General features: G+C 60.3%; 12 protein-coding genes. 6 read left to right on the top strand and 6 right to left on the bottom strand.

Annotated features, from left to right (window positions below; genetic code table 11):
- The first annotated feature begins 36 nt into the window (after positions 1-36).
- Entirely contained in the window at positions 37-363 is a 327-nt protein-coding gene (locus VF436_RS20150) for a hypothetical protein (protein ID WP_330905843.1), read from the top strand.
- On the opposite strand, the gene VF436_RS20145 is transcribed toward VF436_RS20150, so the two are convergent.
- Complete coding sequence (locus VF436_RS20145) at positions 336-1,040, bottom strand: response regulator transcription factor (RefSeq protein WP_330905842.1); 705 nt, start codon at positions 1,038-1,040, stop codon at positions 336-338. The genes VF436_RS20150 and VF436_RS20145 overlap by 28 nt on opposite strands.
- Positions 1,041-1,138: 98 nt before the next feature.
- On the opposite strand from VF436_RS20145, the gene VF436_RS20140 reads away from it, so the two are divergent.
- The 3 genes from VF436_RS20140 (at position 1,139) to VF436_RS20130 (ending at position 3,502) form a co-directional block, all read left to right on the top strand.
- The gene (locus VF436_RS20140; RefSeq protein ID WP_330905841.1) at positions 1,139-1,858 is read left to right on the top strand and encodes a response regulator transcription factor; all 720 of its coding nucleotides are present in this window, start codon (positions 1,139-1,141) and stop codon (positions 1,856-1,858) included.
- Between the two features lie 170 nt (positions 1,859-2,028).
- Positions 2,029-2,226 carry a hypothetical protein gene (locus VF436_RS20135; protein WP_330905840.1) on the top strand — a complete coding sequence of 66 codons (198 nt, stop codon included), beginning with the start codon at positions 2,029-2,031 and terminating at the stop codon, positions 2,224-2,226.
- Between the two features lie 253 nt (positions 2,227-2,479).
- Positions 2,480-3,502, top strand: a complete 1,023-nt coding sequence (locus tag VF436_RS20130; protein WP_330905839.1) for a hypothetical protein — start codon at positions 2,480-2,482, stop codon at positions 3,500-3,502.
- Between the two features lie 62 nt (positions 3,503-3,564).
- Here VF436_RS20130 and VF436_RS20125 read toward each other — a convergent pair whose 3' ends face one another.
- On the bottom strand, positions 3,565-4,248 hold the full coding sequence (locus tag VF436_RS20125; protein WP_330905838.1) for a hypothetical protein: 684 nt from the start codon (positions 4,246-4,248) through the stop codon (positions 3,565-3,567).
- 147 nt (positions 4,249-4,395) lie between these two features.
- Positions 4,396-5,223, bottom strand: coding sequence for an oxidoreductase (locus VF436_RS20120; protein WP_330905837.1), 828 nt, complete (start codon positions 5,221-5,223; stop codon positions 4,396-4,398).
- Positions 5,224-5,335: 112 nt separating this feature from the next.
- On the opposite strand from VF436_RS20120, the gene VF436_RS20115 reads away from it, so the two are divergent.
- On the top strand, positions 5,336-6,265 hold the full coding sequence (locus VF436_RS20115) for a LysR family transcriptional regulator (protein WP_330905836.1): 930 nt from the start codon (positions 5,336-5,338) through the stop codon (positions 6,263-6,265).
- Between the two features lie 19 nt (positions 6,266-6,284).
- Here VF436_RS20115 and VF436_RS20110 read toward each other — a convergent pair whose 3' ends face one another.
- Positions 6,285-7,571, bottom strand: coding sequence for a deoxyribonuclease II family protein (locus VF436_RS20110; RefSeq protein WP_330905835.1), 1,287 nt, complete (start codon positions 7,569-7,571; stop codon positions 6,285-6,287).
- Between the two features lie 165 nt (positions 7,572-7,736).
- Positions 7,737-8,390 (bottom strand): GntR family transcriptional regulator, encoded by a 654-nt coding sequence (locus VF436_RS20105; protein ID WP_330905834.1) that lies wholly within the window; start codon positions 8,388-8,390, stop codon positions 7,737-7,739.
- Between the two features lie 75 nt (positions 8,391-8,465).
- Between VF436_RS20105 and VF436_RS20100 the strand changes: the two genes are divergently transcribed.
- The gene (locus VF436_RS20100) at positions 8,466-9,665 is read left to right on the top strand and encodes an MFS transporter (protein ID WP_330905833.1); all 1,200 of its coding nucleotides are present in this window, start codon (positions 8,466-8,468) and stop codon (positions 9,663-9,665) included.
- A gap of 225 nt (positions 9,666-9,890) precedes the next feature.
- On the opposite strand, the gene VF436_RS20095 is transcribed toward VF436_RS20100, so the two are convergent.
- On the bottom strand, positions 9,891-11,742 hold a 1,852-nt coding region (locus VF436_RS20095), incomplete at its 5' end, for a TonB-dependent receptor (protein WP_330905832.1).

Here is an 11,742-nt window from a genome sequence, read left to right as displayed (position 1 = left end):
GCGCTTAGCGTCCATTACTAATGCGGTTGAGATATCATGGCTACACCGTTCGAAGCATTTGCCAGATCAGAGATCGAGATTCCCGAGAATCTGCTGCCCATATTCGTTGAAAAATGCAAAGAATACGCGGCGGAGTTCCGCACGGCATGGCTTTCGGAAGATCGCGGCACGCTTCAGTCGGCCGTTCACGTGATCAGGGATATGCTATTCGTACTCAGGGAGAGCGACGCGGCTGAATTATGCGGAGTTATCCAGCAAAAGCTCGATGCCGGGGAGCCGCTTGGTCAGTGCGGCGTGCATCTATCCGTACTTGCCGGTTTTCTGAGTGATGTGGATCATCGCCGCAAATCCCTGGTCGGATGATCATTCAGTGGCGCAGGTCTTTTGCAGGTTTTGCCCTGGGTGCGCAACCCCAATTCGCTGGCGCAGGTAAATAGATCTGCATCGCTGACTAGCCCGAGTTTGGCCATGCCCGCCATTTTTTGCGTGCTGATGGTCTGTTTCCTTCTTTGCAATTGCTCGGCAATTTCTCCCACCGTCCTGCCTGCCACAAACAGCGTCAGTACTTCCCTTTCCCGTGGCGAAAGAGGCAACGCATGCCTTGTACGTCTCGGATGAATGAGCATTTTCTTGATCGAGGGCGAAAAGTAGGCCATTCCCTGGATGGCCGCGTTGATCGCTGATGCAAGAAAGTGGATGTCGTCGGCCTTGCTTAGAATATGGCAAACACCTGTGGCCATGATGGAACGGATGACTGCCGGTTTGTCGATGGCGGTCATCACTACGACACAAGTGTCCGGGAAATGGCGTTTCAAGTAAGCAAGCATTTCCAAGCCATCGCCATGGTCGCCCGAAGGCATCGCATAGTCCGTAATGGCGAAATGGCAGGCATGCATGTGGAGGAGCTTTACCAGCTCTCCCGAGTGACTTGCAGACCCTACTACGCTGACGGATGTGCTGGCACGCAATGCCGTCTCCATGCCTAGTCGCATCACCGGATGATCGTCGGCTAACGCAACTCGAGTTCGTTCCAGAACCATGATCTCCTCGAAACCTTATGTTTCACGTACTACTATGCGCATAAAGGATGGCTCGAAACAAGCTATTTCCCACTAACGGACCTTGGGGACAGATTATTGTGAGCACGCGTATCGCCATTGCCGATGATCATCCGGCGTTTCTGTCAGGATTGAAGCATCTGTTTGCTTCTGCCAACGGCATCGATCTAATAGGGGCAGCCAGGAACTCCACGGAGCTGGTGGATTTGCTTAGCAGGCAACGAGTGGATGTCGTGCTGACCGATTTTTCGATGGGGGCCGGTCGCTATGGCGACGGCGTCGTTTTGCTGCGCTTTCTCATGTGTCGGTTTCCCAAGGTCCGGCTGGTGGTGCTCACTGGCTTGGAGAATGCACGCCTGATTCGCGACCTTCTGGACATCGGGATCCGCGTTGTGGTCTCCAAGAGCGAAGACCCCGAGCTCTTGTTTTTTGCGATACGTTACGCTCATTTTGGATATTCTTATCTGTCGCCGGCCATCTGTAAGCTGGTCAACGCCGCCCCGTCGGAAGGGGCGTCATGCGATGCATTGTTGAGTCGCCGCGAATCCGAGGTTCTTCGCATGTTTTGCGAAGGTATGACGGTGGAAAAAATTGGCGCGTATATCGGGCGCAGTAGAAAGACCATCAGTACGCAGAAAATGTCGGCCATGCGGAAGCTTGGTCTTCGAAATGAGGCGGATTTGTTCAACTATGCAATAGCCAATGGACTGATACGGGCGTCACGTATATCCCGCGAGGACGCATCCGAAGCCCTGGTCGAGCAGTCGTCCGCTTCCGGGGAAGCTGGCAATCTCAAATGATTTGTCATCGCGTAAGCATGGCTTGGGGGTATGCCCATGGCTCCCCGAGGGATTTTTCGTGCAAGCATCACATAACGATCTTCGGGCTGGTCGTTCTAGGCCTTGTCCGATAGACGTGGTTGAGGGCATGGTTAGTCTGCGCGGATCGATACTGAGTACCGGAGACGTGCATGGAAGGGCAAAAAAGTTTGAGGGTCGACGCGCTGTTACTCGGTTTCACCCAATTGCCAAAGCCCGACCAGGAGCGATTCCTTGATCGTCTGAATGACTACATGTTTGGATCGCCGGGCCGAAGAAAGCAGATGATTGACCTGTGGTGCGGCTCGCTGGCAACGAGCGGCAGCCACGCCAGGGATGTTCACGCCTGAACGGCCACGTTTCCGGTGGCCATTCGTTCGACAGGTCTGCGTTGACGCCTTCTTGAGGCGTGGCGCACGAGATGGCTGCGAGTAGCGGCTGCCCAATCGACATCTGAGTTTTGTGTCCATGGCAGCTTGTTCAGCTTGGCACTTTTTATGTGATGCATTCCACATTTCTGATTTGCAACCGACCGAACGCCCTCAGGGCTGTCGTGGCCGCGCCGACACAGCCCATGACAACGTAGTGCCCGAGGGTCATTCCATGTTCGTTGCTCTGAGATCCCTGGTTCGTCCCTCACGCATCTTGCTTACCTTGTCCGGCCTTGGCCTGCTGGCGGCAGCCTTCGCAGGGCAGGCTGCGTGTGTCGCCAATCCTGGGAGCCAGTCCGATGCGTCTTTTCCGAAAGCGTTTAACGGCAAGCTGGTGTATCACAGCTATGTGAGCTACGGGGACGGTACGAGCCAGCTTTTCATCTACGACTTCGGCGCACGTCGATTGATCCAGGTCAGCAAGGCCTCCTGGGGTATTTCCGATCCGATGAATGCCAGCTTCTCGCCGGACGGCAAGTGGTTGCTGTTCATGGGAATCAAGAACAATTCCTGGAATGTCTTCTTGTGGCCGACGGATGGAAGTCACTTGCCATATAACCTGACCAACAGTAAGGGCGATGCGCTGAACGAGGATCCGAAATTCTCCGCCGATGGCAAATCGGTGGTCTACAAGTACAACGAGGGCAACGTCATGCGTGGCAGCCTGGTCTTTGCCAACGGTGTGCCGTCGCTCAAGAACCTGGTTAACGTCACCAGAAACAATGCCCAGAATTCCATGCCTTTCCTGTCGCCGGACGGCAGCAAGCTGATGTTCGTCAAGGGGAGCGGTGGCGCGGACCTTGGCCTTTACCAGCAGGACATCAACACGGGCGCCGCAGTGACATTCGACGCGACGCCCGGCCTGAGCACTTACTATCCGATCGTGCGTGCCGATGGCGTGGTGTTCTACACCAAATGGAACAATGCCCGCCAACAGCATGATCTGCTCTATGCCAAGATAGGCGCCTCAGATAAGCCGGTTGAGCTACCGATCAACGATTGCTTGAGCAACAACGATGACGCCGCGCCAGTCAGCGGCACCAGTTACGTGTTTTTTTCCTCGACCACGGCGGGCGGTTATCGCCTGTACCTGGGCGACATCAACTCGGGTAAGCGTTGGCGCATGACGCAGTTTGGGCTGGATGCCGAACCGAACAAGGCCAAGCTGGGCGCCAGCTACTACGCGGGTCGCTGATCAGCCCACGTGATGTCGCGTGCCATGTGTGGCAGTGAGGTCGCCTGAGCGCAGGTGGGCGATCAATGGTGATGATCGTGCTCGTCGTCGACGGTAGCGTTATGTCCCATGCCGCCAGTGCCGCCCATGCCATCCCCCGTGCTGCGCCCTCCGCGAGCGTTGCCGCCTTCCTTGCCTTCGCCCTTGCCGCCGCGCGATGCGCCCGATGATGGGCGTGCCGGTCCCTGGTTGGGAATGGCCAGGGTGGCGGGAATGGCTTCCAGGTCGAGTGCGTGGCGGATGAAGTTGCGCAACGACACAACGAGTTCGGCCACGTGGACAGGACGTCCTGCAACCAGTTCCGCCGCAGCCAGGGCGGCCAGCCTGACCTGTTCGTCGGTTCCCAGCAGAATGATGTCCGACAGGGCGGCCTCCACGGCATCGCGGATTCGTCGCGGCCGGTCACTGTCTGCCCTTGACGGCTCACCTGCCACGATAGCGTCGGTGGCGACGGCAGCCTGACGCCGCAGCTCGCGCAAGTGTAATGGGCTTACCGCCAGGTCTCCCGTGAAAGAGCCGCCCAATGTCTTATAGGCGGCCATCAATGCACGCAGCCTTTCGTTGATCTGGCGATTTTCGCGTTCGCGCCGTTGTTGCACGGTCTGCATGACGATCAGGCGGATGCCTACGGCTACCAAGGTGAAGATGGCCAGGCCAAGCAGGGTGGAGAGCAGGGCTTGCCAGGAGCTGAAATCCAGTCCGCGCATGGGACGCCTTCGTCGTGGATCGAGGCGGCAGTGTAAGCGACAGGACGTCCCTGTTCTGTCGTTCATGGCGCGATGAATTCATCGCCCGAGCGTGGTCAGGACGATGAACCCAGGCTTGGAAATCGACGAGAGCGTCGCGCTTTCTACTTACGCCCCTGATGGATAGTCGGTGCCGCGGGTCAGGGTTTCCCAGGCGTCCATTTCCTCGATGACGGCATCGAGCTTTTCACGCGCGCGCGCCAGTGCATCCGAGCCGAGCAGCAGATGCAGCGGCGGCTGGGCCGAATCCACCACCTGGATGATCGCCGCCGCCGCGCGCTCTGGATCGCCAAGCTGGTTGCCAGCCATGGCGTCGAGCGCCGCCGTGCCACGACCGACACTGGTTGCGTACGCTTCGTTCGCCTTGGTGCTTTTGCGGATCGAGTGCGTGGAAAGAAAATCCGTGCGAAAGGCGCCCGGGGCGATCGCGGTGACCTTGATGCCCAGCGGCACCAGTTCGCGAGCCAGGCTGGCCGATAGTCCCTCCAGCGCTGCCTTGGCTGTGGAGTAGACCGCCGACCCCAGGCCAGGCGCGCGTCCAGCGATCGAGGTGATGTTGATGATGTGGCCGCTGCGGCGTTCACGCATGGATGGGAGTACTGAGCGGATCAGGCGCAAGGGCGCGAAGACATCCACCGTGAACAGATGGTCGATTTCCGCGTCGGTGGCATTCTCCAGGGCACCGAGCAAACCGTAGCCGGCGTTGTTGACCAAGACGTCGATCTGGCCGGCTTGTGTACAGGCATCGCGAATGGCTTGATCGGCGGCCGTCAGGTCAGCCACGTCGAGATGGATCACGTGTAGGTTGGGGGAGGCGGGGAGGTCCGGCGAGCCGCTGCGGACGGTCCCATAGACGTGATGGCCTTGCGCCAGTACGGCGCGCGCCAGGGAAAGGCCGAGGCCTCGGGAAATGCCGGTAATGAACCAGGTTGCCATGGGAGACGAACTCCGTATTGAGAAGTGGGGCTACCTTAAGCCTGGAAGCTGATCTACAGAATGTCTATATTTCTAATCGAGCTTGTTAGATTAATTAAAAAAAGGATGCCCCGTGGAGCCCTCGCTTTCCAGTAGCGATTACAACCAGTTACGCGCCTTCATGGCAGTTGCCGAGGCGCTGAGTTTCAGTCGCGCAGCGCAATCGCTGGGCGTGACGCCTTCGGCATTGAGCCAGACGGTGCGTGGCTTCGAGGAGCGCGTGGGTACGCGCCTGCTCAATCGCACCACGCGAAGTGTGTCGCTGACCGTCGCCGGCGAGCGGCTGGTGCAACGGATACGGCCGGCAGTACAGGACCTGGGCGCGGCGCTGGGCGAGGCCAGGCAATTGCGCCGCGAAGTAGCGGGGACGGTGCGCGTGCATACCTTTCGTTCGGCGGCCGAGCGCTATATCGAGCCGATGCTTGCCCGGTTCGCGCATGATTATCCTCAGGTGGTGCTCGACCTGACCCTGGATGACGCCGTGGTCGACATGGTTGCCGGCGGCTTCGATGTTGCCCTGCGTATCGGCGAGGTCATCGAGCGCGACATGGTGGCCGTGCCACTGGGGCCTGAGCTGAGACAGATCGTGGTGGCGTCGCCGGCCTACCTGGCCGAGCACGGGGAGCCCGTACATCCAAGGGATCTGGTGCGCCATCGTTGCATCCGGTGGCGCTGGCCGGGACAGGCGCAGGCCTATGCATGGGAGTTCTTCGAGGATGGACGCTGGTTCGAGGTGGCCGTGGACGGGCCGATCATCGTCAATGACAAGGAGACTGCGATACGCGCCGTGCTGCACGGCGCCGGCGTAGGTTTCGGCATCGACAACGCCATCGCCAGGCACCTGCGGGAGGGGCGCCTGGTGCCGTTGCTCCAGGCATGGACAGCACCGTTTCCCGGTATCCACCTGTGTTACCCCCAGCAACGCCTGATGGCACCGGCATTGCGTGCCTTCATCGATGCGGTGCGCCAGGCCGAGCGGGCTGATGAGGCCCGGGGCGCCTGATTCAGGACGTTGTGCAGCCCTAGGGGCTGCTCATCATATGCGCCAGATCGTGGTTGAGCGCCTGATCGTGCAGCACGAAGAACAATCCGCCGCGCCCGTTCTGTGCCACCGTGCAGTGCCCTTTCAGGGAACCCTGCTGGTTCATGTCACCGAATACCACGATGTCGCTACCGGCATCGGTACCGATGGCCACCTTGGCGTGATTGTGGTCGGCGCTGGCCCCGCCTTGCAGGTTGAAGGTCACGCCACTCCACTGACCCGTCGTGGCGCTGCTGATCGCGCCAGGCTTGCCCAGTTCGGCACTCCAGCAGTCGACCGGCGTCGATGCCGTGGAATCGGGGATGCGATCGGGCGCATTCCACCAGTTGGCCACCTTGAGCGAAGCACCTCCCAATAACGAAGACACCAGCGGCCACGGCGGTACGGCCAGCTTCGACGGTTTGGAGATCATTTCCACGCCGGTGGATAGTTTATCGACGGTCATCGCCGTGCTGGCGGATTTGCTGCCCAGGGCAATGACCAGGGCCTTGACGTCGGCCGGCCCGCCGTTGCGGACGATCTGCGGATTGTCCGGATCAGTCGCCACGCTGGCATTGGCCATGGCTTTGAGGACCTTGGTCAGGTCGTCGTGATTGAGTTGCAGGGCAAAGAAATGCTGGCTGAATTCGATGTTGTTGTCGTTGCTGACGCAACCGAGGGTGTTGCCCGCGGCACGTGGATGTTGCGCACTTGCACCACCGGGCCAGGACGGTGTGGTCACCTGCATCAGGAAGCCGTTGCCGTTGTCGTCCCACGCCAGCACGCCTTTGGAGTGAGCCCAGGGCGCCATGCAGTTGCTGCTGCACCCGGCGATCTTCGGATCGTTGTAGAACTGGTCGTTCCACACCACGTAGTAATCATTGCCGCTGTAGACCTGGGAGAACGTCGCGCCGACCGGGTCTTCCTGCGATTGCCCCAGGCAGGTATTGCCTTTGCTGAGGTGGCTGTCGCTACTGCTGGCAAAGACGAATTGCTGGCCTTTGGGTTTGGTCGAGGGCTTTCCGCCAAAGATGCACGATTCGGTCGTCGGGCCTGCGCCGCATTGCGGAAACGCCTTGGCGTTGAACTTGAAGACGAACCACCAACGGACGGAATGACCCGAGGAAATCAGCGGTACCGGTTCAGGCTTCAATGGCGTACTGCGCAAGGTGGCAGCGGCCGCCGCCGGCGGCGAGGCATGTTGCGTCACGGGAGGTGATGCACAGCCCGCCAAGGTAGCCAGCCACACAGGAACAAGCGCCCACAACCGCATTCGCCGCGTGATCATGTTTTTTCCTTGTGACGTACGGTCGATCGCCATGTGATTTGTGAGGTCGCTCGCGTTGCCAGCGATAAAGAGGAAAAACGTCAAAGCCCCGATGGCTCGCTCTTTCTCTTTAAACCGAAGACCGACTTTCCAGGTCGCGTAGCGGCCGATCTCACCGATCAAACTCTACTCCACGAGCCTCACGCCGCGCGCGCGCAGGCTGCGGCGATCCGACTGCAAGGCGGTCAGCAGACGGTCCCGGCCTTCGTGGACATGGGCGGAGATCAGGGCGGCGGCCTGGTCGGCGTCGCGGCGGCGGAGCGCGGCGAGCAAGCTGCGGTGTTCGTCCCAGCCGTGATGATCGGCCCGGGCATCAAGCCAGCGTGCGCGAGCGAGCCGGTTCATGGCATCGGCGACGGCGCGGCCGATGAATTCGTTGCCCGAAAGCCTGGCCAGTTGCACATGGAAGTCGGCACCGAGCTGATGGGCCAGCTCGCGGGGGGTGCCCGGACCGCAATCGTCGAGCAAGGCTTGCAAGGCGTCGAGGTCGTCGATATCGGCACGCACGGCGGCCATGCGCACGGCCGCGACCTCAAGGACCTCGCGGTAGTCGAACAATTGCTCGACCTCCTTGAGGTGGATGGGCGTGACCATCCAGCCGCGTCCCTCGCGCATGATCAGGCCTTCCGATTCCAGGCGCATCAGCGCCGCGCGGACCGACGTGCGCGAGGCGCCGAGCTGGCTTTCGGCCCAGCGCTCGGTAATACGTTCGCCAGGGGCCAGGGCCATGTCCAGGATCATGGTGCGAAGCTGCTTTTCAACGTCCTGGGCTTGGGACATGCGTTTTCTCCGACGTATTGACTGCTGGGCGTTGCGCTCTTTATGGTATACCAAAATGGTATACCAAAGAACTCCATGAGTACCGAGATGCCTGATCCCTGGCGGCGCAATCTGGCGGTGAGCCTGTTTGGCTCTTTCACGACCGTATTTGCAATGACCTTGATGTTGCCGTTTCTGCCTATCTACGTGCAGCAGTTGGGCGTCAGCGGGCATGCTGCCATCGTGCAATGGTCCGGAGTGGCCTATGGCGCCACCTTTATCGCGGCGGGCCTGGTCGCGCCACTCTGGGGGCACCTGGGCGACCGATACGGGCGCAAGTTGATGCTGGTGCGGGCCAGCCTCGGCATGGCCATCACCATGTCGCTGATGGGCTGGGTATCGCATATCTGGCAACTGGTGGCGCTACGGCTTCTGATCGGGCTGGCCGGCGGCTATTCCTCCGGGGCCACCATCCTGGTGGCTGTGCAGACGCCACGTGATCGCTCCGCCTGGGCGCTGGGCATGCTTTCGTCCGGAGTCATGGTGGGTAATCTGCTGGGGCCGCTGGTTGGTGGTTTGCTACCGCCGTTGATTGGCATCCGCGCCACGTTCTGGGCGGCCGGCGCACTGATTTTCATCGCGTTCCTGGCCACCACCCTGCTTATCCGCGAGGCTCCGCGAGAACGCGCCGTGACCAAAGGCAGGGGGCATTGGTCGCAAGTGCCGCATAAATCGATCATTGTCGCCATGTTGCTGACCGGCTTGCTGCTGATGCTGGCCAACATGTCCATCGAGCCCATCATCACCGTCTACGTGCAGACACTGATCGATGATCCCAGGCAGGTGACCTTCGTAGCGGGTCTGGCGATGTCGGCCGCAGCGTTGGGTAGCGTCCTCTCGGCATCGAGGCTTGGGCGGCTGGCTGATCGTATCGGGCATGCGCCCGTTATTTCGGTGGCGCTGCTGGTCGCCGCCGCGTTGCTTGTGCCGCAGGCGTTCGTGTCGGCGGGTTGGCAACTGGTCTGCCTGCGGTTCCTGATGGGCCTAGCGCTTGGTGGGCTGTTGCCATGCATGGCAGCTGTGATACGCCACAACGTGCCCGAGCAAGCCGTGGGGCTGGTGCTCGGTTATTCGATTTCCTCGCAGTACGCAGGCCAGTTCACCGGCCCGTTACTGGGCGGTTTCTTCGGCGGGCACCTTGGCATGCGCAGTGTATTTCTCGCCACCAGCGTGCTGCTGATAGTGGGCGCGCTCTACAGTTGGCGGGCGTTACGCAGGCGGCAGGCCGAAGCATAGCCAGGGCCTATCCCAGGCATCCAGACAATGCATTGGATTTATCGGCAGGGCTCTTCGACCATGTCAGGACTTTCCCGGAGGATCCATCCCATGGTTTTCATAGCCCCCTCGCGTACCCACCGCTTGTCGCACATCGTGTCGCTCGTCGCCGTGGCTTTCACGGTAGCCGTCGCCATGGCCGGCGGCGTGGTCTGAACACGCCGCCTCCGGTGACCGGTGCCTGAATCACAGTCTGTAATTGACGCCGAACATCACCGTGCGGCCGTAGGTGTCGTACTCCAGCGGGCGCGTGACGCTGATGCCGTTGGGCAGGTTGGCTGTCTGCACGGTCTTCATGGGTGAGTTGGTCAGGTTGTTGACCTGCAACAGGATCGACAGGCCGTTCCAACGCCCCTGGTCGAAGGCGTAGCCCAACTGGAAGTCCGTCTGCTTGTCGGCCAGCACCTGGGTGTAGCCGAGCTGGTCAAACAGCGCGACAGCCTCGCCGGTGAACGACGAGCGATAACGCTCGGCGATACGCACCGACCAGCCGTATTTTTCGTAGTAGAGGGCCAGGTTGGCGACCTTGCGCGACAGGCCGGGCAGGGTGGATGGGCTGCCCGGAATCGTCGAAACGGCGCTTACCGGCAAGGTGCTGTTGGTCAACGAGAAATTGGCCTGCACACCAAAGCCATCCAGCCAGTGCGCGACCAGCCCGCCTTCCAGTGCGCCGGACAGTTCCAGGCCCTGCATCTTGCCGCCCGAGCCGTTTTCTGGCCGGGTGAACGAACCGCGCTGGCTGGTCGGTACCAGGGTCGGGTTGTCGTTGATGTAGCCGGAGAAGTCGTAATCCAGAACGGTCTTGTTGTAGATGTAGTTGAGCAGGTTTTTGTTGAATACGGCAGCAGCCACATAGCTGGACGTGCCGAAATATTTTTCCCATGACAGGTCGGTGCCCACGGCGACATAAGGCTTCAGTTGCGGATTGCCGCCTGAGCCGGACCACAGCACCTGTCCCGCGCCAGGGCCGTCGGTGACCAGGGCCACGCTTGCCGACGAAGCCACTTTCTCATCGTCGATGCGGCCGCGCGACATGGTCTTGGCGAAACCGAAGCGCAGGTATTGCTTGTCGGCGATCTCGGCAACCAGGTTCAGGCTGGGCAGTACGTTCGTATAACTGGTGCCGCCGGAAATATGGCCGACCAGAGCGTCACCATCCGTCTGCAACGCATCGGAAGTCTGCTTGGTGTGTACGACCTGCACGCCGACATTGCCACGCAGCGGTATGCCATCGAGGGTCGTGTCGATATTGAATTTCAGGTACGCCACCGGGACCTTCTCTTCCACAGTGTAATTGCGACTCCAATCCGATTGCCCGTTGCGCTGGGTCAGGTAGAACTGGTTGGCAAGCGCCCCCAGGACGTCGTAGTTCACGATGCCGGGAATGCCGCCATAGCCCAGGTCCGTGCTGCCGCTCAGGTAGGACGGATCGATCGGCGCGGCAAAGCCTGGCAGGTAGGTGCCTGTCTCAGAGCCATTGCCATTGAGCCATGCAAAATAGACGTCTGCCTCCTTGGTCTTCTTGCGGTCGGAATAATTCACGCCCAGGTTGAAGTCGCTGAAGATCCAGCCGACCGGATGGCTGACCTCCAGGCGCAAGGCCTTGATGGTGTCCTTCTGTCGGTCGTATTCCTCGCGACCGTCATAGCCATAGTTATTCGGATCGGTGAAAAAGATCGTCGACGGATCGCCGAAATTCACCCCTGGAGTAAAATTGGGAAAGCCTTCGTCACGCGGCGTGGCGAAATCCGTGGAGCTGGTCGCTTCGCCCGGCAAGCCGGCGAACAGATACGCATCATGCAGCCGGCGCTTGGCGGTCGAGTAGGACAGGTCTGCGGTGGTGGCCCAGCCATTGCCGAAGTCGTACTGGTTGTTCCATCCGGCGGAGAAGAGTTTGTCCTTCTCTTTAGTGTAGTCGTTTTGCAGGATTGCCTTCAGTCCGTCGATATGCCCTGTAGTGACTATGGGATAGGGCTGGCCTGACACTGTGCCGACATTGCTGTAGGAAACATTATCGTAAGGGCTGCTCGACCACTGC

Origin of the sequence: Dyella sp. (genome assembly GCF_036384435.1) — a bacterium.
Classification (GTDB): Bacteria; Pseudomonadota; Gammaproteobacteria; order Xanthomonadales; family Rhodanobacteraceae; genus GSA-30.
The sequence above is the reverse complement of the archived record's forward strand: the minus strand, read 5'-3'. Positions and strand labels throughout refer to the sequence as shown.

Excerpts from the sequence above, each read along its gene's own strand:
- VF436_RS20120 (WP_330905837.1), bottom strand. The coding sequence starts at position 5,223 with ATGGCAACCTGGTTCATTACCGGCATTTCCCGAGGCCTCGGCCTTTCC.
- VF436_RS20110 (WP_330905835.1), bottom strand. The coding sequence starts at position 7,571 with ATGATCACGCGGCGAATGCGGTTGTGGGCGCTTGTTCCTGTGTGGCTG.
- VF436_RS20125 (WP_330905838.1), bottom strand. The coding sequence starts at position 4,248 with ATGCGCGGACTGGATTTCAGCTCCTGGCAAGCCCTGCTCTCCACCCTG.
- VF436_RS20135 (WP_330905840.1), top strand. The coding sequence starts at position 2,029 with ATGGAAGGGCAAAAAAGTTTGAGGGTCGACGCGCTGTTACTCGGTTTC.
- VF436_RS20100 (WP_330905833.1), top strand. The coding sequence starts at position 8,466 with ATGAGTACCGAGATGCCTGATCCCTGGCGGCGCAATCTGGCGGTGAGC.
- VF436_RS20105 (WP_330905834.1), bottom strand. The coding sequence starts at position 8,390 with ATGTCCCAAGCCCAGGACGTTGAAAAGCAGCTTCGCACCATGATCCTG.
- VF436_RS20150 (WP_330905843.1), top strand. The coding sequence starts at position 37 with ATGGCTACACCGTTCGAAGCATTTGCCAGATCAGAGATCGAGATTCCC.
- VF436_RS20130 (WP_330905839.1), top strand. The coding sequence starts at position 2,480 with ATGTTCGTTGCTCTGAGATCCCTGGTTCGTCCCTCACGCATCTTGCTT.
- VF436_RS20145 (WP_330905842.1), bottom strand. The coding sequence starts at position 1,040 with ATGGTTCTGGAACGAACTCGAGTTGCGTTAGCCGACGATCATCCGGTG.